Origin of the sequence: Pigmentiphaga sp. NML030171 (assembly GCF_002188635.1) — a bacterium.
Lineage (GTDB): Bacteria > Pseudomonadota > Gammaproteobacteria > Burkholderiales > Burkholderiaceae_B > Pigmentiphaga > Pigmentiphaga daeguensis.
In genome coordinates this window covers 36,077-57,032 of sequence record NZ_NINX01000010.1, presented here as the reverse complement: position 1 = coordinate 57,032, position 20,956 = coordinate 36,077, and the positions used below count along the sequence as shown (strand labels likewise).

At 68.4% G+C, this 20,956-nt stretch carries 19 protein-coding genes and 1 rRNA gene; 11 read left to right on the top strand and 9 right to left on the bottom strand.

Annotated elements, in window-relative coordinates:
• The 8 genes from CDO46_RS01845 to CDO46_RS01810 form a co-directional block, all read right to left on the bottom strand.
• Nucleotides 1-114, bottom strand: a 16S ribosomal RNA gene (locus CDO46_RS01845); the annotation flags it as partial.
• Between the two features lie 584 nt (nt 115-698).
• On the bottom strand, nt 699-1,601 hold the full coding sequence (gene nadC, locus CDO46_RS01840) for a carboxylating nicotinate-nucleotide diphosphorylase (RefSeq protein ID WP_087836872.1): 903 nt from the start codon (nt 1,599-1,601) through the stop codon (nt 699-701).
• 159 nt (nt 1,602-1,760) lie between these two features.
• Complete coding sequence (locus CDO46_RS01835; protein WP_087836871.1) at nt 1,761-2,690, bottom strand: hypothetical protein; 930 nt, start codon at nt 2,688-2,690, stop codon at nt 1,761-1,763.
• A gap of 7 nt (nt 2,691-2,697) precedes the next feature.
• Nucleotides 2,698-2,919 carry a hypothetical protein gene (locus CDO46_RS01830; protein ID WP_087836870.1) on the bottom strand — a complete coding sequence of 74 codons (222 nt, stop codon included), beginning with the start codon at nt 2,917-2,919 and terminating at the stop codon, nt 2,698-2,700.
• Nucleotides 2,920-3,012: 93 nt separating this feature from the next.
• Complete coding sequence (locus CDO46_RS01825) at nt 3,013-4,527, bottom strand: 3-hydroxyacyl-CoA dehydrogenase (protein ID WP_087836869.1); 1,515 nt, start codon at nt 4,525-4,527, stop codon at nt 3,013-3,015.
• A gap of 25 nt (nt 4,528-4,552) precedes the next feature.
• Complete coding sequence (locus CDO46_RS01820; RefSeq protein WP_087836868.1) at nt 4,553-5,704, bottom strand: acyl-CoA dehydrogenase family protein; 1,152 nt, start codon at nt 5,702-5,704, stop codon at nt 4,553-4,555.
• Between the two features lie 11 nt (nt 5,705-5,715).
• Nucleotides 5,716-6,357, bottom strand: coding sequence for a TetR/AcrR family transcriptional regulator (locus CDO46_RS01815; protein ID WP_087836867.1), 642 nt, complete (start codon nt 6,355-6,357; stop codon nt 5,716-5,718).
• 88 nt (nt 6,358-6,445) lie between these two features.
• Nucleotides 6,446-7,150: a riboflavin synthase subunit alpha gene (locus CDO46_RS01810; protein WP_087836866.1), complete on the bottom strand. Its 705-nt coding sequence runs from the start codon at nt 7,148-7,150 to the stop codon at nt 6,446-6,448.
• Between the two features lie 316 nt (nt 7,151-7,466).
• On the opposite strand from CDO46_RS01810, the gene kdpF reads away from it, so the two are divergent.
• From kdpF to CDO46_RS28240, 8 genes are all read left to right on the top strand, one after another.
• Entirely contained in the window at nt 7,467-7,556 is a 90-nt protein-coding gene (gene kdpF, locus CDO46_RS27860; protein ID WP_132980717.1) for a K(+)-transporting ATPase subunit F, read from the top strand.
• On the top strand, nt 7,556-9,265 hold the full coding sequence (gene kdpA / locus CDO46_RS01800) for a potassium-transporting ATPase subunit KdpA (protein ID WP_087836864.1): 1,710 nt from the start codon (nt 7,556-7,558) through the stop codon (nt 9,263-9,265). The genes kdpF and kdpA overlap by 1 nt, the downstream gene beginning before the upstream one ends.
• Nucleotides 9,266-9,285: 20 nt before the next feature.
• Nucleotides 9,286-11,412 carry a potassium-transporting ATPase subunit KdpB gene (gene kdpB / locus CDO46_RS01795; protein WP_087836863.1) on the top strand — a complete coding sequence of 709 codons (2,127 nt, stop codon included), beginning with the start codon at nt 9,286-9,288 and terminating at the stop codon, nt 11,410-11,412.
• Between the two features lie 23 nt (nt 11,413-11,435).
• The gene (gene kdpC, locus CDO46_RS01790) at nt 11,436-12,038 is read left to right on the top strand and encodes a potassium-transporting ATPase subunit KdpC (protein WP_087836862.1); all 603 of its coding nucleotides are present in this window, start codon (nt 11,436-11,438) and stop codon (nt 12,036-12,038) included.
• Nucleotides 12,039-12,065: 27 nt separating this feature from the next.
• Complete coding sequence (locus CDO46_RS01785) at nt 12,066-14,852, top strand: sensor histidine kinase KdpD (RefSeq protein ID WP_087836861.1); 2,787 nt, start codon at nt 12,066-12,068, stop codon at nt 14,850-14,852.
• Nucleotides 14,825-15,517 carry a two-component system response regulator KdpE gene (gene kdpE, locus CDO46_RS01780; RefSeq protein ID WP_087836860.1) on the top strand — a complete coding sequence of 231 codons (693 nt, stop codon included), beginning with the start codon at nt 14,825-14,827 and terminating at the stop codon, nt 15,515-15,517. The genes CDO46_RS01785 and kdpE overlap by 28 nt, the downstream gene beginning before the upstream one ends.
• Nucleotides 15,518-15,650: 133 nt before the next feature.
• Entirely contained in the window at nt 15,651-16,865 is a 1,215-nt protein-coding gene (locus tag CDO46_RS01775) for a diguanylate cyclase (protein ID WP_132980712.1), read from the top strand.
• A 160-nt stretch (nt 16,866-17,025) separates the two neighbouring features.
• Entirely contained in the window at nt 17,026-17,349 is a 324-nt protein-coding gene (locus tag CDO46_RS28240) for a DUF4148 domain-containing protein (RefSeq protein ID WP_176400637.1), read from the top strand.
• Nucleotides 17,350-17,397: 48 nt separating this feature from the next.
• Here the strand turns inward: CDO46_RS28240 and CDO46_RS01765 are convergent, their stop codons facing one another.
• A complete protein-coding gene (locus CDO46_RS01765; RefSeq protein WP_087836857.1) occupies nt 17,398-18,210 on the bottom strand; it encodes an IclR family transcriptional regulator in 813 nt (270 codons plus the stop codon).
• 145 nt (nt 18,211-18,355) lie between these two features.
• Here CDO46_RS01765 and CDO46_RS01760 point away from each other — a divergent pair, with 145 nt between their 5' ends.
• From CDO46_RS01760 to CDO46_RS01750, 3 genes are all read left to right on the top strand, one after another.
• A complete protein-coding gene (locus CDO46_RS01760; protein WP_087836856.1) occupies nt 18,356-18,832 on the top strand; it encodes a flavin reductase family protein in 477 nt (158 codons plus the stop codon).
• A 43-nt stretch (nt 18,833-18,875) separates the two neighbouring features.
• Entirely contained in the window at nt 18,876-19,901 is a 1,026-nt protein-coding gene (locus CDO46_RS01755) for an LLM class flavin-dependent oxidoreductase (protein WP_087836855.1), read from the top strand.
• A 71-nt stretch (nt 19,902-19,972) separates the two neighbouring features.
• Nucleotides 19,973-20,941, top strand: coding sequence for a tripartite tricarboxylate transporter substrate binding protein (locus CDO46_RS01750; protein ID WP_176400636.1), 969 nt, complete (start codon nt 19,973-19,975; stop codon nt 20,939-20,941).
• The last annotated feature ends 15 nt before the right edge of the window (nt 20,942-20,956 follow it).

Sequence of the window (20,956 nt, the reverse complement as noted above, 5' to 3'; positions counted from 1 at the left end):
TTACTCACCCGTTCGCCACTCGCCGCCAGACCGAAGTCCGCGCTGCCGTTCGACTTGCATGTGTAAGGCATGCCGCTAGCGTTCAATCTGAGCCAGGATCAAACTCTTCAGTTCAATCTCTAGATTTGTTCGTACTATGGGTCGAAACCCATGGCACGATCGCTTGCGTACTCAAAGAAATTGCAGATAAATGATTTACCTACAAACTTCTTCATATGAGCACTTGATTTCTTTTGCGTCGATCGACTGGTCCGGTTACCCGACCCAACCGTCTCGCGCCCAACCAAGCGCCCACACTTATCGGCTGTTTATTTGTTAAAGAGCGGCACTGCCTACTGCTTCACTTCCTTGCCGTTCGCTGCACTGTCTTGCTAGCGCTGCGTCATCAGCAGAGAAACGAGATTATGAAGAAGTTTTTTACGTCTGTCAAATCGTCGTTAGCGCTGCCAATTTCGATTCGCTAGACCCTTGCCGCGCTACCACCCTGCCGCAAGGCTCCTTCTTTCGGTCGGCTGATTCGCTGCGCCCGCTTAACGCGTAACCGCTGCCAAAACTGCCTTCCTCACTCTTCGCGCTTCGCATCGCTGCGTTGTTTGCGTCGAGAAAGAGACTATAGCACGGTTTTTCTGGCGCGTGCAACTCGCCCCGGGGAACGGGAAGAAAGCCGCTCCCGCAGCTTCCTTCCCTATATATAGCGACTATGCGGGCGCGTGATCCAGCCCGATGTCCAGCACGCCCACGCTGTGCGTCAGCCAGCCGATCGAGATCAGGTCCACGCCGGTACGGGCCACGGCCGGCGCGGTCTGGGGGGTGATGCGCCCCGAGGCCTCGGTCACCGCGCGGCCGTCCACGCGGCGCACCGCCTCGGCCATGGTCTCGACGCTCATGTTGTCCAGCAGGATGGCGTCCACCTTCAATTCCAGCGCCTCGTCCAGTTGTTCCAGCGTATCGACTTCCAGTTCTATCTTCACCAGGTGCCCCACGCCGGCGCGCGCACGCCGCACGGCTTCGGCGACGCTGCCGGCGATCGCCACATGGTTGTCCTTGATCAGCACCGCGTCGTCCAGGCCGAAGCGATGGTTGGAGCCGCCACCCACGCGGACCGCGTATTTCTGCACGATGCGCATCCCCGGCATGGTCTTGCGCGTGCACACCACGCGCGACCGCGCAGCGCCGATGGCATCGACCACCGAGGCCGTCGCCGATGCGATGCCACTCATGTGGCACAGGAAATTGAGCGCGGTGCGCTCGGCCGTCAGCATGGCGCGCGAGTTGCCCTCCACCACCGCGATGACGTCCCCCGGCTGGATACGGCTGCCGTCCGGCTTGCGCACGTCGACACGGATGTCGGGATCGATCAGGCCGAACGCCACGCGCGCCACGTCCATGCCGGCGACCACGCCGGGCTGGCGCGCCACCATGGCCGTACGGCCGCGATGGCCGGCGGGCACGATGGCATTCGTGGTGACGTCGCCGGCGCGGCCCAGGTCTTCCAACAGGGTGGCGCGCACCAGGGGCTCGATCATGACCGAGGGCAGCGGCGCGATGTCCCAGGCCTCGTGGGCACCCCGGGCATGGGCGCTGAGGTTATTTATGCTCATTATGAGTATTTTCCGTTGAAAAAAATCGCGGCTCTAGCCGTGCTCTTTATGCTAGATATGAGCATAAGGGCTGTCAATACGTGGAAACCTGAAAGAGACGATCCAGTGGCTTAGGCCGGCTCCCGCCAAAAGGAGGCGGGCACAGGCCGGGAATGGGCCCTAGTTGCCGCGAACCAGCGGGAGCTTGCTGCCGCTCAGGGCACGCTCCAGCATCACGTCGCCGCGGAAGCGGAAGAGCTTGGCCGGGCGCCCCGGCGTCTCGGTGGACAGCGCGCCGGTTTCCTCGACCAGCTGCTGCTGCTCGATGAAACGGCGGAAGTTCTGCTTGTGCAGCGACCGCCCGGCCAGCGCCTCGACGGCCTGCTGCAATTGCAGCAGCGTGAAGGACGGCGGCATCAGCTCGAACACCACCGGGCGGTATTTGATCTTGGCCCGCAGGCGCGCGATGCCCGTGGCCAGGATGCGGCGGTGGTCGTGTCGCATGGGCTCGCCCAGGTGGGGCAGCCCGGTCCTGCCGGCGCGGCGGATGGCTTCGTGCACCAGCCCCGCCTCGAACAGGAGTTCGTAGCGCTGCAGGACCAGTTCCTCGTTCCAGGCACGGCCGTCCAGGCCGAAACAGACCTCGGCCCGTTGCAGCCGGGCCCGGCGCTGCGCGGCATCGGCGCCCGCCCGGCACCATGCGCGCAGCGCGCCATCGATCAGTTCTCCCAGTTCGGCCGACGGCGCGCGCCTGTCCTCCCAGGGGAAATAGCGGTACCACCCGTGCCAGGCGGCATCGGCGCCGGAAACCGGCCCCTGCCGGGTCAGGGCCAGATAGCTGATGGAAATGACGCGCTGCTCGGTGTTCTGTTCGGTGCGGTCGCGGTCGGCGAAGGTATAGAGCTGCTCGACGTAGCCCAGCGGATGGTGCGTCTGCTCCTCCACCCAGGCCCGCAGGCCGGCCTGCAGCGAGCGGTGGCCGGACTCGAAGGGTCCGGACGGCAGCATGCGTCCATCGTGCGTGGTCAGGACCAGCGGCTCGGCGTCGGTGGCGGCGACGAGCACCGCGACCAGCTCGGCCGCCAGGGGGTGTTGGCTGGCGACAGTCAAGGGCGTCTCATTTCCTGCGCAAGTCGCTCCAGTCCGCGGTGGTGATGGCCAGCACGGCCGCCACCCAGGTCACCATCATCGCCAGCCAGCCGGTATAGCTGGGGTAGCCCCTGGACAGCACATAGGCGCTGCAGCCGATCGCCACCAGCACCAGCCATGGCGCGCGGCGGCGCGCGTAGCTGCTGCGCGTGTCCTCGGGCTGCCGGCGGGGGTCCATGAAGAGTCCCATTACATCCTCCATCAAACAGCGCCGCATTTTAGAAGATATGGCGCCGTCCCCGCCGATCTCTTTCGTGACCGCGCCCGCGCGCGGTGCACGGGGCTAGCGATCGAGCAGCGACATCCCCAGCTGGGCCCGGCGCTGCAGCCACAGGCTGGGCCGATAGCGCATGTCGCCGGTCACGCGCACGATGTTGCGCAGGATCTCGACGATGCGCGGGGCGCCCAGCGCGTCGCCCATGGCCAGCGGCCCCTTGGGATAGCCCAGGCCCAGCGTGACGGCGCGGTCGATGTCCTCGGGCGTGGCAATGCCCTGCTGGGCGATCTCGCAGGCGATGTTGACGATGGTGGCGACGATGCGCTGGGCGACGAAGCCCGGCGAATCCTGGACCAGCGTCACCGGCGCGCCGTCGGAGGCGAAGCGGGCCACGGCGGCGTCCCGCCACGCCTGCGCGGTCAGCGGCGTAGCCATGAGGGTGCGGCGGCGCCCCTCGGGCAGGCCGTGCAGGACGTCCACCGCCACCGTGCGGCGGGCATCCAGGCCCTGGTCGCACGCCGCCGTGGTGGCATCCTCGCCCAGGGGCGTGACCACGATCAAGGCATCGTCGCCGGGACGGTCGCCCTGCTGCACCCGCGCCCCCAGGCGCTCCAGCAGCTCGACCACCACCGCCCGCGCCTCCGGGCGCGCCGGCGATACCCAGACCTCGGGCATCTGCGCGACCGAAGGGGGCGGGACCTCGGGCGCGGCCTGCTTCTTGCCATCGGCATAGGTGTAGAAACCCTGGCCCGTCTTGCGGCCCAGCAGTCCGCCGGCCAGGCGCACCGTGGTCAGCGGCGAGGGGCGGAAACGCGGCTCGTCGAAGAACTGGCGGTAGATGGACTCCATGACCGGATGCGAGACGTCCAGGCCGGTCAGGTCCATCAGCTCGAAGGGCCCCATGCGGAACCCCGCCTGGCCGGTCATGATGGCATCGACCTGGGCGCAATCGGCCACGCCTTCCTGCAGCACCCGCAGCCCTTCGGTATTCAGGCCCCGGCCGGCGTGGTTGACGATGAAGCCGGGCATGTCCTTGGCGCGCACGGGCGTGTGTCCCATGCGGCGGGCCAGTTCGGCCAGCGCGTCGCCCACCTCCGGATCGCTGCGCAGGCCGTCGATGACCTCCACCACCTTCATCAGCGGGACGGGGTTGAAGAAATGGTAGCCCGCCACGCGCGCGGGCAGCCGGCATGCCGCGGCGATCGCGGTGATGGACAGGGACGAGGTGTTCGAGGCCAGGATGCACGTTTCTGCAACGATGTCCTCGAGCTGCCGGAACAGCCCCTGCTTGGCATCCAGCCGTTCGACGATGGCCTCGACCACGAGCTCGCAGTCGCGCAACCGTCCCAGGTCCTCGCACAGGGTGAGCGCCTGCAGTGCCGCCTCGGCCCGGGGCGCTTCCAGCTTGCCCTTCTGCACCAGCTTGTCCCAGGTGTCGCGCAGGCTGTCGCGCGCCGACGCGAGCGCCGCCTGGGCGGTGTCGTACAGGTAGACGCGCAGCCCCGCCTGGGCCGCGATCTGGGCGATGCCCCGTCCCATGGCGCCCGCGCCGACTATCCCCACGCTATTGATCCGTGCCATTTATTCCTGCCTCCCTTGGCGGCCCTCAGGCCGTGTGCGCCTTGATGGTTTCGCGCGCGATGACGAGTTGCTGTATTTGCGAGGTTCCCTCGTACAGGCGGAACAGGCGGACGTCGCGATAGAAGCGTTCGACCGCGTATTCGGCAATGTAGCCCGATCCGCCGTGGATCTGCACGGCGCGGTCGGCTGTCCGCCCGACCATTTCGGTGGCGAACAGCTTGCAGCAGGAAGCCTCCAGGGTCGTCGGTTCGCCCCGATCGCGCTTGCGGGCCGCGTCCAGCACCATGGTCCGGGCGGCATAGGCTTCGGTCTGGCTGTCGGCGATCATGGCCTGGATCAACTGGAAATCGGCGATGGGCTGGCCGAACTGCTTGCGTTCGGTGGCGTAGCGCACGGATTCGGCGATCAGCCGTTCGGCCATGCCGACGCAGACGGCCGAGATGTGCAGGCGGCCCTTGTCCAGCACGCGCATGGCGGTGCGAAAGCCGTTGCCCTCTTCCCCGCCCAGCAGGGCGCTGGCGGGCACGCGGCAATCGTCGAATACGATGTCGCAGGTCAGCGAGCCGGCCTGGCCCATCTTGCGGTCCGGCTTGCCCAGGGTGATGCCGGGCGTGCCGGCCTCGACCAGGAAGCACGAGATCGCACCCGCCCCGCGCCCCTCTCCCGTGCGGGCCATGACGGTGTACAGGCCGGCGATGGGGGCGTTGGTGATGAAACGCTTGGTGCCGTTCAGGACGTAATGGTCGCCGTCGCGGCGCGCCGAGGTCCGCAGCGACAGCGCATCGGACCCCGCGTCCGGCTCGGTCAGCGCGAACGAGCCGATCAGTTCGCCGCTGGCCAGGCGCGGCAGGTAGTGCTTGCGCTGCTCGTCGGTACCCGCCAGCACGATGGCCTGCGAACCGATGCCGATATTCGTGCCCGCCAGCGACCGGAAGGCCGGCGACGTGCGGCCCAGCTCCATCGCGATCAACACCTCTTCTTCCATGTTCAGGCCCAGCCCGCCGTATTCGGGCGCGATGGACAGGCCGAACAGGCCCAGCGCCTGCATCTCTTCGCGCACCTGCGGCGGAATCACGCCGGTTTCGGCCACTTCGGCCTCGAGCGGAACCAGGCGCTCGGCCACGAACGTGCGCGTGGCCTCGATCAGCAAATTCAAGGTATCGGCATCCAACGACATGACAGTCCCCATCAGGAAGTGGCCGCCGGCCTGACGCACAGGCCGGCGGATAGAAGTTCGAAATAATCGAGCGCGATCTGTTCGGCCGTGCTGCCGTGGCCGGGCTTGAACCAGCGCGCCATCCAGTTGAGCAGGGACAGCACGGCGCGGCCCGAGGTCACGACCTGCCCCGGCCGGAACACGCCTTCGCGCGCGCCCTGCTCCAGGATCTGGCGCAGCAGCCGTTCGTAGGCGTCGCGCAGCCGCGCGGCGTCGTCGCGGTAGCTGGGGCTCATGCCGCTGAAGCCCACCAGCATGGCGACGAAACTCCAGTAGTTGCGTTCCAGGTAGGCGGCATGCGCCGTCATGAAGACGCGCAGCTTGTCCAGCGGGGCCGGCTGGGCGTTCACGGCCGGCACGACGACATCGGTCAGGCCTTGCAGCGCCTGCAGGATGATGGCGTCGTAGATGTCCTGCTTGGTGGCGAAGTAGTGATAGATGGCCGGCTTAGAGACACCGATGGCGGCGGCCAGTTCGCCGATGGAGCTGCTTTCGTAGCCGCTTTGCGCGAACAGCTTCGAGGCTTCCAGCAGGATGCGCTCGCGCGCGTCGGCCACCACGGGCGGGCGGCCCTGGCGGCGCCGGGGAGCGGGGTGGGAAGCGGGTGCGGACATGGCAGGCTTATTTACTTACCGAACGGTAGGTAAATAATACCAGCGGCATGCGAGGCCGCAACTCTCGCAAACCCGGAGCCGGCCCCGGCTACTTCAGCGACTTGGGCGCGGGGAACAGGTCTTCCAGCTCGATCCCGCGTTCTTTCAGCACGGCCTCCAGCAGGGGCTGGAGCTTGCCCAGGCTTTCCTGCACGGTCTCGCGCACGGTATCGACCACCACCTGCGTGCCGCGTTCGATCTCGATGTTGAGCCGGTCGCCCACCTGCTTTTCCTCGAACGTGGTCATGCGCCGCGTCTCGGGAATCAGCCAGACCTCGAACCAGCCCTCGGCCCGGTTGACCTCGGCCACCGTCAGGCTGGCGCCGTTGATGGCGATGTAGCCCTTGGCGAAGACGTATTTGCGAAAGGCCTCGGGAATGGTGAAGCGCATGACGCGGTTCGTGTCCGAGCTGCGGATGCTGGCGATGGTGGTGGTGAAGTCGACGTGGCCGGACAACGGGTGGCCGCCGATCTCGGCCCCGTCCTTGGCGGCGCGTTCGACGTTGATGCGCGACCCCACGCCGTACTCGGACAACGTGGTGATGTTCAGGCTTTGCAGCATGACATCGAACGAGGCGGCGGTGGGACTGGCGATCTCGGTGACCGTCAGGCAGACGCCGTCCACCGAGACGCTGGCGCCTATGGCCAGGTCCTGGCAGAAACCCGGCGGAAACTCGATCGTGAAGGTGCGCAGGCCCTCGCGGTCGTTCATGGCGGCGATCTGGGCGGTGCCCTGGATGATTCCGGTAAACACGATATTCCTCGGCACGTGGGGAACGCGCACGGCGGTCCCCGCATTGGTCATGGGCGATAGCTTAACGCGCCGCCGACCGCCGCGATTTTTACGCCATTTTTATACCCGTCCGCCCAAGCTATACCCCGTTTTTACGCCCGTCTCCTTACGCTGGCAGGCGTCGGGCATGGGGACGAACAAGCCGCCCCCGCCCATCGTGGAGTCCGCATCGGCGGGAAAAAATGGATCTCATCTACCTGTTGGGCCTGGTCGTCATCGCGCGCGCGACCATCGGGCTGATTCAGTTCTGCGCGGCGCTGTCGCAAGGAGAAACGCCATGACCTGGCTGCACCTGGCCGGGGCGGTGGCGGCCGCGGCCCTGTTCGTCTATCTGCTCGTCGCCCTGTTCAAGGCGGAGAAATTCTGATGGATACCAAGCTGCTCCTTCTGCTGGCGCTCTACCTTGCGGTCCTTCTGGCGATCGCCCCCTTCCTGGGCCGCTACATCCGTCTTGCCATGGACGCGGGCCCGTCGCGGTGGACCGCCTGGGGCCGCCCCGCCGAACGGGTCATCTACCGGCTTGCCGGCATCGATCCGGCCTTGGAAACCGGCTGGAAGGCCTATGCGGTGGCCGCCGTGGCCTTCAATCTGGTCGGCCTGGCCGCGCTGTATGCGCTGCAACGCGTACAGGGATGGCTGCCGCTGAACCCCGCCGGCCTCGGGGCGGTGGCGCCGGACTCGGCCTTGAACACGGCGGTGAGCTTCGTCACCAACACGAACTGGCAGGGCTACGCGGGCGAGACGACCATGAGCTACCTGACCCAGATGTTGGGTTTGGGCGTGCAGAACTTCGTGTCGGCGGCCACCGGCATCGCCGTGCTGTTCGCGCTGATGCGCGGACTGGCGCGGCACGGCGCGGGCACGGTCGGCAACTTCTGGGCCGACCTGGTGCGCTCGACGCTGTACGTGCTGCTGCCCCTGTCGCTGCTGCTCGCGCTGTTCCTGGTCAGCCAGGGCGTGATCCAGAACTTCGACGCCTACCAGACCGTGCATACGCTGGAGGGCGCGGCGCAGACCCTGCCCATGGGGCCGGTCGCCTCGCAGGAAGCCATCAAGCTGCTGGGCACGAACGGCGGCGGCTTCTTCAACGCGAATTCGGCGCACCCTTTCGAGAACCCCACGGCGGCCAGCAACTTCCTGGAGATGCTGGCGATCTTCCTGATCCCCGCCGCGCTGTGCATGGCGTTCGGGGAACTGGTGGGCAGCCGCGCCCAGGGAGCGGCGATCCTGGCCGCGATGACGGTGCTGTTCGTGCTGTCCGTGCTCGCCACCGGCTACTTCGAACAACAGGCCAACCCCATGCTGGCGCAGCCGGGCATCGACGCCGCGCCCTCCGCGCTGTCGACCGGCGGGAACATAGAGGGCAAGGAAAGCCGCTTCGGCATCGCCGCCAGCGCCCTGTTCGCGGTGATCACCACAGCGGCCTCGTGCGGCGCGGTCAACGCCATGCACGATTCGCTGACGGCGATGGGTGGCTTCCCGCCCCTGCTGCTGATGCAACTGGGCGAAGTGGTGTTCGGCGGCGTCGGCTCCGGCCTGTACGGCATGCTGGTCTTCGCCATCACCGGCGTGTTCATCGCCGGCCTGATGATAGGCCGCACGCCCGAATACCTGGGCAAAAAGATCGAAAGCCACGACATGAAGATGGTGGCCATCGTGCTGCTGGCCACGCCGCTGCTGGTGCTGCTGGGCACGGCGGCGGCCGTGTCGCTGCCGGGCGGACAGGCGGGGATATTCAATCTGGGCGCCCACGGCTTCTCGGAAGTGCTGTACGCGCTGTCCTCGGCCGCCAACAACAACGGCAGCGCCTTCGCCGGCCTGTCGGCCAACACCCCCTTCTACAACGTGCTGCTGGCCCTGGCGATGTGGTGCGGCCGCTTCGGGATCATCGTGCCGGTCCTGGCCCTGGCCGGATCGCTGGCCGCCAAGCGGCGCATCCCCGCCGGCCCGGGCACCATGCCCACCACGGGGCCGCTGTTCGTCGTGCTGCTCATGGGCGCCGTGCTGATGGTGGGCGCGCTGACCTACATCCCCGCGCTGGCCCTGGGGCCGGTGGCGGAACACCTGCAACCCTGAACGCCTGGACGGGCATCCTCATGTCTACGCACCTGGAACCTTCCCTTCCCCACCCCGCCGCCGCGGTGCCTGGCCGGCGCGCGCTGTCCGGCATCCCGCTCGGCACGGCCCTGAAAGAGAGCCTGCTCAAGCTGCGGCCTTCGACCCAGGTCCGCAATCCGGTCATGTTCACCGTATACGTGGGCAGCATGCTGACCACCCTGCTGTGGATCGCCGGCCTGTTCGGCCACGCGGATGCCGATACGGGTTTCATGTTCGCCGTCTCCGCATGGTTGTGGTTCACCGTGCTGTTCGCCAACTTCGCCGAGGCGCTGGCCGAGGGACGCGGCAAACAGCAGGCCGCCGCGCTGCGCGGGCTGCGCACCACCGTGATCGCCCGGGTGGTGCAGGGCGTGCCCGCCGGCACGCCGGCAACGGCCGAGGCCTATCGCGGTCACGTGACGGAACGCCCGTCGGGCAGCCTGCGCAAGGGCGACATCGTGCTGGTCGAGGCGGGCGGCACCATCCCGGGCGACGGCGAGATCATCGCCGGCATCGCCTCGGTGGACGAAAGCGCCATCACCGGAGAATCGGCGCCCGTCATCCGCGAGGCCGGCGGCGACTTCTCGTCGGTGACGGGCGGCACACGCGTGCTGTCGGACTGGATCATCGTGCAGGTGGCGGCCAATCCCGGCGAAAGCTTCCTGGACCGCATGATCGCGATGGTGGAAAGCGCGCGGCGCCAGAAGACCCCGAACGAGATCGCGCTGAACATCCTGCTGGTGGGCCTGACGCTGGTCTTCCTGCTGGTCGTCGCCACGCTGCTTCCCTTCTCGTTCTTCGCCATTTCCGCCGCCGGCCAGGGAACGGTCATCGCGATCACCGCGCTGGTCGCGTTGCTGGTCTGCCTGATCCCGACCACCATCGGCGGCCTGCTCTCGGCGATAGGCGTGGCCGGCATGAGCCGCATGATGCGCGCCAACGTGATCGCCACCTCGGGCCGGGCCGTGGAGGCGGCCGGCGACGTGGACGTGCTGCTGCTGGACAAGACCGGCACCATCACCTTCGGCAACCGCCAGGCCAGCGCCTTCCATCCGGCGCCCGGCGTGGCGGCCGACGTGCTGGCGCGCGCCGCCTGCCTGGCATCGCAGGCCGACGAGACGCCCGAAGGACGCAGCATCGCCGCGCTGGCGGCCCGCCAGTTGGGGCACATGCCAGAAGCGGCCGCCGGCGCCGCATTCGTACCGTTCTCGGCCCATACCCGCATGAGCGGCGTGGACCTGGCGGACCGCCGCATACGCAAGGGCGCGGTCGACGCGATGCAGGACTGGCTGGCCGGCCAGGGCGCCATGCTGCCCGAGGCCGTCGCGCGCGCGGCGGACGATGCGGGCCGGCGCGGCAGCACGCCGCTGGTGGTGTGCGACGGCCGCGCCGCGCTGGGCGTGGTAGAGCTCAAGGACATCGTCAAGCCCGGCATGCGGGAACGGTTCGGAGAACTGCGCCGCATGGGCATCAAGACGGTGATGATCACCGGTGACAACAAGCTCACGGCGGCGGCCATCGCGGCAGAGGCGGGCGTGGACGATTTCCTGGCGCAGGCCACGCCCGAGGCCAAGCTGGCGCTGATCCGCCGCTACCAGGCCGACGGCCGGCTGGTGGCCATGACCGGGGACGGTACCAACGACGCCCCCGCGCTGGCGCAGGCCGACGTGGCGGTGGCGATGAATTCCGGCACCCAGGCCGCCAAGGAAGCCGGCAACATGGTCGACCTGGACTCCGACCCGACCAAGCTGATCGAGGTGGTCGAGACCGGCAAGCAGATGCTGATGACGCGCGGCGCGCTGACCACCTTCAGTATCGCCAACGACGTGGCCAAGTATTTCGCGATCATTCCGGCGGCCTTCGCCGGCGTCTACCCGCAACTGGCCGCGCTGAACGTCATGCGGCTGGCCTCGCCGTCGTCGGCCATCCTGTCGGCCGTGGTCTTCAACGCGCTCATCATCATCGTGCTGATCCCGCTGGCCCTGAAGGGCGTGCGCTACCGGCCGCTGGGCGCGGCCGCGCTGTTGCGCCGCAACCTGCTGGTCTACGGGCTGGGCGGCCTGCTGGTGCCCTTCGCCGGCATCAAGCTGATCGACATGATCCTGGCCGCCACCGGACTGGCCTGACCCACCCGCTTTCGGAGACTCCCATGCCCCCTGATTCCTCTCTCGCCCGGCAACGCGTGCTGCGGCCCGCGCTGGCGGTATTCGCCGCGCTCTCCCTCGTCACCGGCCTGCTCTATCCGCTGGCCACCACCGCCCTCGCCCGACTGGCCTTTGCGCACCAGGCGGCTGGATCGCCCGTCCAGTCAGGCGAAACGACGGTCGGATCGGCGCTGATCGGGCAGTCGTTCACCTCGCCCCGCTATTTCTGGGGCCGCCCTTCGGCCACCGCCGAACGCCCGTACAACGCGCAAGCCTCGGGCGGTTCCAACCTGGGGCCGCGCAACCCCGACCTGGCGCGCCTGGCGGGCGAACGCGCCGTGGCGCTGCGACAGGCCGACCCCGGCAACGCGGCGCCCATCCCGGTCGACCTGGTCGCCGCCTCGGGCAGCGGCCTGGACCCCCACATCAGCGTGGCGGGCGCCCGCTACCAGGCGCCCCGGGTCGCGCGCGAGCGCGGCCTGCCGGCGGACGAGGTAGAGCAACTGATCGCCGCGCATACGGAGCGGCCATTCATCGGCATACTGGGCGAACCCGTGGTAAACGTACTCCAGCTCAACCTGGCGCTGGACCGGCTGCCCCGCCCCTGACCCGCCGATCACGCCCCGATCCCATACATGGCATCCGCCGCCCCTGGACGTCCCGATCCCGATACCCTGCTCAGGAACCTCGATGCCGCCGGGCAGCCGGCCGCGCGCGGCCGGCTGCGCATCTATTTCGGCGCCTCGGCCGGCGTCGGCAAGACCTACGCCATGCTGGAAGCCGCGCGTCACCGGATGGAGCAAGGCGCGGACGTGGTGGCCGGCGTCGTCGAAACGCACGGGCGCAAGGAAACCATGGCCCTGCTGGCCGGCATCCCCACGCTGCCCCAGGCCGAGATCCGCTACCGCGAACGGACGCTGAAGGAATTCGACCTGGACGGCGCCCTGGCCCGGCGGCCCGCCCTGGTGCTGGTGGACGAACTGGCCCACTCGAACGTTCCAGGGTCGCGCCACGACAAGCGCTGGCAGGACGTGCACGAATTGCTCGCGGCCGGCATCGACGTCTGGACCACGCTGAACGTGCAGCACCTGGACAGCCTGAACGAGGCGGTGGGCGGCATCACCGGCGTGCGGATACGGGAGACCGTGCCCGACGCCGTGTTCGACGACGCCGACGAGATCATCCTGGTCGACACCTCGGCCGACGAACTGCTGCGCCGCCTGCGCCAGGGCAAGGTCTACCTGCCCGAGCAGGCCCGGCACGCGGCCAGCCACTTCTTCCGCAAGGGCAACCTGATCGCGCTGCGCGAACTGGCCTTGCGGCGCACCGCGGAGCACGTGGACGACGACGTGCAGGCCTACCGGCTGGATCGGTCCATCACCGACATCTGGCGCACGCGCGAAGCGGTCCTGGCCTGCGTCGCCGCCGACGATGCCGGCCACGTGGTGCGCAATGCACATCGGCTCGCCCAGCAGCTCGATTGCGAACTGCACGTGGTCACCGTAGAAAGCCTGAGCGTCCAGCCCCAGCCGGCCGCCCGGCACGACTACCTGCGGCGCGTGCTGGCGCATGCCGAGTCGCTGGGCGCGCGCACCGAGGTCCTGGGCGGCACCGACCTGGTCGAGGCCGTGGTGCGCTATGCGCGGCGCCACAACATCACCAAGGTCGTGCTGGGCCGCTCCGCGCCGGGCGGCTTGCGGCGCCTGCGCCTGTCGTTGTCGGGCCTGCTGTCGCGCCTGCTGGCGCCGGGCTGGATCTGGCATCGCCACAGCTTCGCCGACCTGCTGGCGGCCGCCTGCCCGGAAATCGACGTGATCCGCATCGCCGCCCCGCCCCTGCCCGCGCAGGCGCGCGTGGCGGCGCCGCCTGCAGGCGAGCGCGAGCCGCGCGGCGCTTCCCGCCTGCCCGCCTATCTCTGGGCGCTGGCGTATTGCGGCGCCGCGGCCGCGCTGTCCTCGCTGGCCTTCCCGGTGCTGCACCAGACCAACATCGTCATGCTGTTCCTGCTGGCGGTGATCGGAGTGGCGCTTCGCCACGGCCGCGGGCCGGCCGCCCTGGCCTCGCTGGTCAGCGTCGCGCTGTTCGACTTCCTGTTCGTCCAGCCGCTGTGGTCCTTTGCCATTTCCGACATCCAGTACGCGCTGACCTTCCTCGTCCTGCTGGCGGCGGGCCTCGTGGTCGGCCAGTTGACCGCGGGACTGCGCCTGCAGGCCGAGACCTCCGTCCGCCGCGAGGCCGAGGCCCACGGGCTGTACGAATTCGCGCGCGAGCTGTCGTCGGCGCTGCAGCCGGAACAGATCGTCGAGGCCACGTCCTCGTATGTCCGCGCGGCCTTCGACACGCATTGCGTGCTGTACGTCCTGGACACCACCGACCACCTGCGGCCCGCGGCCCCGGCCGATGTCCCGACGGGCCTGGAGCCGGCCCTGGCGCAGTGGGCCTACGACCACGGGCAGCCCGCTGGCGCCGGCACCGCCACGCTGTCCACCAGCGCCTTCTACTACCTGCCCCTGCAGGCATCGATGCGCACGCGCGGCGTGCTGGCGATCGCCTGCGGCGGCCGCCCCGGCCTGGACGACGCGGAAAGCCGCCGGCAGATGACGGCCTACGGCACGCTGGTGGCCATCGCGCTGGAGCGCCTGCACTATGTGGAAGTCGCCCAGCACGCGCTGTTGAGCGTCGAGTCCGAGAAACTGCGCAACTCGCTGCTGGCGGCCGTCTCGCACGATCTGCGCACGCCCCTGACCAGCCTGGTCGGCACCTCTCAGACTTTGCAGCGCCAGCATCCGGAACTGCCGCAGGCGGTGCTCGAAGCGCTGCACGGGCTGACGGTGCAGGCCCGCCGCATGCACGCGATGGTGGACAACATCCTGGACATGGCCCGGCTGCAAAGCGGCGATGCCCCGCTGCACCGCGAGTGGCAATCCATCGAGGAACTGGTCGGATCGGCGCTGGCCTACATGCGCGATGCGCTCGGCCAGCGGCGCGTGATCGTAGGCAGCCTGTCCGACCTGCCGCTGGTGGAATGCGACGGCGTCCTGATCGAACGCGTACTGTGCAATCTGCTCGAGAACGCCATCAAGTACACCCCCGAGTCCAGCATCATCCGCATCGACACCGAAATCCGCGGTGGCCAGCTTGCCACCCTGGTGACCGACGACGGCCCCGGCGTGCCGCCGGACACCGCCGGACGCATCTTCGACAAATTCGCTCGCGGCGAGCGTGAATCATCCACGCCGGGCGTGGGCCTGGGCCTGGCCGTCTGCCAGGCCATCGTCCGCGCCCATGGCGGCGACATCCGGCTGGAGGCCGCTCCGGACGGGCACGGCGCGCGCTTCGCGTTCACCCTGCCCCTGGGCACGCCGCCGGACATCCATCCTGAACCGGACGTTCCATGTTCGACTACCGACCCAACATCCTGATCATCGAGGACGATGCGGCCATCCGCCGCTTCGTGCGCACCGCCCTGGAAGGCGAAGGCGCCGTGATCTTCGAGGCCGAGACGGTGCAGCGCGGGCTGATCGAGGCCGGAACCCGGCACCCGGACCTCGTCATCCTGGACCTGGGCCTGCCCGATGCCGACGGCATGACCCTGATCCGGGAACTGCGTGGCTGGACCGAGGTGCCGGTGCTGGTGCTGTCCGCCCGCGACGCCGAAGGCGACAAGATCGGCGCGCTGGACGCCGGGGCCGACGACTATCTGAGCAAGCCCTTCGGCGTGGGCGAGCTCCTGGCACGGGTGCGCGTGCTGCTGCGCAGACATGGCCGGGGGGGAGCCGGCCAGCCCGCGGAAATCCACTTCGGCGAGATCACCCTGGACTTCGCCCGGCGTGCCGTGACCCGCGGCGGCAAGGCCGTCCACCTGACCAACCGCGAGTACCGCCTGCTCGCCACTCTGGCGGCGCACCGCGGCAAGGTCATGACGCACCGCGAGCTTCTGCGCGAGGTCTGGGGACCGGCCTACGTCGGCAACAATCACTACCTGCGCATCTACATGGGCCACCTCAGGCAGAAGCTCGAGGCCGATCCCGCCCAGCCCGTCTATCTGCTGACGGAGGTCGGCGTCGGCTACCGTTTCGCGGGTTGAACCTCACGGCCACGACGCGCGCGCAAAGGTGAACGATTCTTTACAAGCAGTTTCATTCCTGGGCGGCCCTTTCTAAGATACGGCTACCTGTTCCCGGCAAGGCTTCATGGCCGGGTCGTTCAGGAGTATCAAATTGGACTCATCCCTGCCTCTTACCGCCAGCCAGGCCCTGGCGCTGGGCAATCCCGCCATGTGCCTGCTGTTCGCGCTGGGCTTCGCCTGCCTGTGGGCCCACGAGCGGGCGCGCGCCTATCTGCTGCTGTACGCGGCCGCTTTCGCCGTCTACGCCGCCGGTACCCTGTTGCGCATCTTCGACCAGGCCGACGTGACGGGCGACGACCTGGCCGCCGCCGTCCTCTACGTGGGCAGCGCACTGCTGCTCGCCCGCGGCCTGCTTTCGCGCTGCGGCATCGATGCCGAGGGCTCGCCGCTAGGCGCGCTGGGCATCGCCGTCCTGGTCCTGCTGCTGCATTTCCACATCATGCAGAACGATGTCCCCGCGTTCGCCTATACGCTGGGCGTCGGCCTGGGCGCGCTGCTGCTCCTGGCATGGATGCGGCTGGGTGCGCTGCGCCGCGGCGGCACCGCCGACCAGGTCCTGTACTGGATGCTTCCGCTCGTTTCCGCCTGCCTGTTCCTGGGCATTTCCTGGGCCGCCGGCTCGGTCGCGCCCCGGGCCGGGGAATTCGTGCAACCGAATGCCTGGCTGCGGGCGCTTCCGCCCGCCGGCCTCGTCCTGGTGCTGGGCGGCTCGCTCTTCGCCAGTGCGCTGTCCGACGTCATCACGCCGCTCAAGCACGAACGCATCACCGACCCGCTCACCCAGTTGAAGAACCGCCGCAATTTCGAAGACCTGAGTCTCGAGCGCCTGCAGCGGCATCCGGAGTATCCGTTCAGCCTGGTGCTGCTGGACCTGGACACCTTCAAGGCCATCAACGACACCTATGGCCACGCCGCCGGCGACGCGACGCTGGCCGAAATCGGCCGGATCATCCGCGACTGCACCCGCACCGGCGACATGGCCTGGCGCCTGGGCGGCGACGAATTCGCGATATTGATGCCCGGCACGCCGGCGGCCGGCGCGGTCCAGGTTGCCGAGCGCATACGCGCGCAACTGGCCCTGACGCGCCTGGAAATGCCAAGAGGCGACTTCGCCGTGACGGCCAGCTTCGGCATCGCCCAGTCCCGGGTGGACGAGCCGCTGTACGAGCTTTTCGCCCGCACCGACGTCCTGCTGTATGCCGCCAAGCGGCAGGGACGCGATCGGATCGCCTGTGCCCCCGGACAGGAACGGGGCGACGCCCGCGACGCCATGGCGCGCGAGGGCGAGGAAATGCTCTCGCTCTAGTCTGCGCTTCGCCAGCCTGCGGACCATCCGATTGTTGGCGGAACTGGAAAAGTCATTTCCAGATCTTCGATATTTAAAAGGATTCTTGCGCGCCCATCTTCAAAGCACGGCGGTTGACACGATGTCCAGCCGCCCGACACACCTACTTTGGAGATATGCCATGAAAGCCATTGCCTACACCGCCGTGATCGCCGCCTCTCTGTTCGGCGCCGCCGCCCATGCCGACCAGGGCAACAACTACGGTAACGACTTCCCGCCTCCCGCCATCTCGACCACGTCCCAGCTGACCCGCGCCCAGGTCCTTGAGGAACTGGCGCAGGCCAAGGCCAACGGCGGCATCGTCTACGGCCAGGAAGGCTTCCCCGACCAGACGCTCCAACAAGCCGGCAAGCCGGTCGACCGCGCGCAAGTCCGGCAGGAAGTCAGGAACTACGAGGCGTCCAACCGCGCCGGCGGCCCCGGCGAATACCCCGCCAACATGTAAGCAGTCCTGCGCGTGAACCGTGCCGGGGCGAGCCCCCGGCACGCGCATTCACCCGGCCCAAAGACCGGCCGGCGCGCCCAGCAGGCGTGACAAGGCCCGGCCCTTTTCCCTGAGCGCGCGAACCTGCGCGCTGTCGGCGCTCGTATCCAGCAAGGCCATGGGCGACGTGATCGTCAAGCCATAGGCCACCTCGGCATGCACGTTCCAGACCGGGACGCTGACGGCCAGATAGGTGGGCAAGGCCCGCAGTTCCACCACCGAATATCCCCGCTCCAACACCGCCGCGCGTATGGCCGCCAGCCGGGCCTGGGCATCTTGCGCCGTAGGCGCCAGCCCGTCCGCCTCCAGCTCCCGCTTGAGCACGGGCAGCACCGCTTCGGCCGGCAGATACGCCGCGAACACGTGGCCGGCCGCCGTGTGCAGCATCTCCACGGGACCATTGCGCAATTCGAACACCCGGCCGCGCACCGCCGACTGATTGACCAGGATGACGGGCCCGTTGCTCCAGATGACCACCGCCACGCCCAGGCCGGTTTCCTCGCTCAGCGCGACGGCCGCCTCGCGCACCAGTTCGAAATGGTCGACGTCGCGGGCGGCGGTCATGCCGAGCGCGGCCAGGCTGGGACCCAGCCGGTACAGGCCGCGGCCATCGCTCTTGACCATGCCGGTGCGCACGAAGCTGGCCAGGTAGTTGTGCGCCGCGCTGGGCGCGATGCCGGCACGGGCGGCAACGACCTTCAGGGCCACGGCGCCCGGCCCCATCTGGATCGCGACCAGGATGCGGTAACCGATCTCGATGGACTGGATGCCGCGCGGTCCGGGGCCCGGCACGGGTGCGCTAGCCGTCTTGCTTGATGTCATGGAGCCGATACGCGAGCAGGGGCACGAAGCCGGAAGAGTGCCGCATTGTACCCAGGGGCACCTTGACAGCCTGGCCGCCTGCCCCTACGATTAATTAAACTATATCAAACAATTCAATATTATTGAATTAAGGAGACGAATCGGCATGATTCCGAGCGCGGACTCGTTCAAGGCGGCCATGCGCCGCGTCCCCAGCGCGGTCGCCATCGTCGGCGCGGCCCACCAGGGCGAACGCCGGGGCCTGACTGCGACCGCCGTCTGCAGCGTCAGCGCCGAACCGCCGCAACTGCTGGTCTGCGTGAACAAGCGCGTGCGCGCGCACGACCACATCCGCCTTGCCGGCCATTTCGGCGTGAGCTATCTCAGCCAGGACCAGGGCGACATCGCCCAGGCCTTCGCCGCGCCGGCCGGCGCGCCGGAAGACCGCTTCCGCACCGGCGACTGGACATCGGGCAGCACCGGCGCGCCCCTGCTGCGCCAGGCGCTCGCAGCCTTCGAATGCCGCGTGGCCCAGGCTATCGACTGCGGCACACACACGATCTACATCGGGGAAATCGTCGCCCTCGCCCAGAAGGACGACCTGTCCCTGCTCTACAAGAGCGGCCTGTTCAGCGCAGCCTGAACGCCCGCCCCGTTTCCCTTCACTTCCCTAGCAAGAGCAGCCCATGAAATTCGCCGTCTTCGACCACATGGACCGCGGCACGGTCTCCCTGGCCCAGCAGTACGAGGACCGGCTCGCGCTGGTGCAGGCCTACGACCGCGCCGGCTTCCACGCCTACCACGTGGCCGAGCATCATTCCACGCCGCTGGGCATCTCGCCCTCGCCCGGCGTCTACCTGTCGGCCGTCGCCCAGCGCACGCGCCGCCTGCGCTTCGGACCGCTGGTCTACACATTGGGCATGCACCACCCGCTGCGGGTGCTGGAAGAAATCTGCATGCTCGACCAGATGAGCGGCGGCCGCCTGGAGGTCGGTTTCGGACGCGGCATCTCGCCCTACGAGCTGGGCTACTACGGCGTCGATCCGGCCCAGGCCCAGGACATCTACCACGAGTCCTACCAGATCATCATGCAGGGGCTGACCGGGTCCGTCGTCGATTTCCAGGGCAAGCACTTCGACCTGCGCAAGGTACCGGTCGAACTGCAATGCGTGCAGCGCCCCACCCCGCCGATCTGGTACGGCGCGGGCACGCCGGCTTCCACCCAGTGGACCGCCGCCCAGCGCATCAACATCGTCTGCAACGGACTGGCCGCCCAGGTGCGCGCCATCACCGACCAGTACCGCAGGCATTGGGCGGAACTGGGCCACGACGCCAGCGCCATTCCGTTCATGGGCATGAGCCGGCACGTGGTCGTGGCCGATACCGAGGCCGAGGCGCGGGACGCGGCCCGGCGCGCCTACCGGCGCTGGCACGGCCACCTGATGCATCTGTGGGTCAAGCACGGCACCCGCCCCCAGACGCTGGCCTTCCCGGACGAGTTCGACGACGCCCAGCGCGCCGGCCTGGGCATCGCCGGCACCCCCGACCAGGTGCGCGACTGGATCGCCGACCAGTCGGCCCAGGCCGGCATCAACTATTTCGTCTGCCGCCTGACCTTCGGCGACCTGAGCCGCGACGAATCCCTGCACTCGACCCGCCTGTTCGCCGAACAGGTCATGCCCGCGCTGGAGACTGCCGCCGCGCCCGCATGAGGCCTGTCCGGTCCCTGCTTTCCTCCGGCTTCCCCGATACGTACAAGACACCCCGACAAGGAGACACCCGAATGAAGCCCCGCCTGTTCCCTCTGCTGTGGGCATGCGCCCTCGCCGCCGCCAGCGCGACCGCGGCCGCCCAGTCCTGGCCGGAAAAATCCGTGCGCATCGTGCTGCCCGGCCCGCCCGGCAGCAGCCCCGACCGCATCACGCGGCTCCTGGCCGAGCATCTGAGCAAGAAGTGGAAGCAGCCGGTGGTGATCGAGAACCGTCCCGGCGGCACGACCCGCATCGGCGCCGAAATCGTCGCGCGCGCCGCGCCGGACGGCTATACGCTGCTGTCGACCTTCGTCTCGCACGGCATGGTGAAACTGCTCTACCCCGAGACGCCCTACGATCCCATCAACGACTTCGCGCCCGTCGTGCAGCTCGTCGATACCGAGACCGTGCTGGTCGTGCGCTCGGACTCGCCCTACAAGACGTTCGCACAACTGGTCGAAGGCGTGAAGACGCGCGGCAAGCCCCTGGGGGTCGGCAACTTCGGCAACGGTTCGAGCTTCCACTTCTACAGCCTGATCATGGGCCAGGGCGCCGGCATCGACGTACTGCCGGTGCCCTACAAGGGCGAGGCACTGTCCCTGACCGACATGATGGGCGGCCACGTGGAAGCCAGCTTCAACTCGGTGGGTACCGCCCTTCCGCATATCCGCGACGGCCGTGTGCGCGCCCTGGCCGTGCTGGCACCCAAGCGGTCCCGGGTCCTGCCCGACGTCCCCACCTTCATCGAGCTGGGCTTCCCCCGACTGCGCGCGGGGGGCTGGTTCGGCATCCTGGCGCCCGCCGGCACGCCCAGGCCCATCGTCGACCGGATACGCACCGACGTCCAGGCCATCCTGAAAGAGGCCGACGTGACGAAGTGGCTGCGCGACCAGGGACTGGAGCCGGCCTTCGAAAGCTCCGAAGCCTTCGGGCAGTCGATGAAGCGCGAGGCCAGCGAATGGGAAAAACTGATCAAGGAGTTCAACGTCTCGGTGAACTGACGCCGCCAGCCGCCC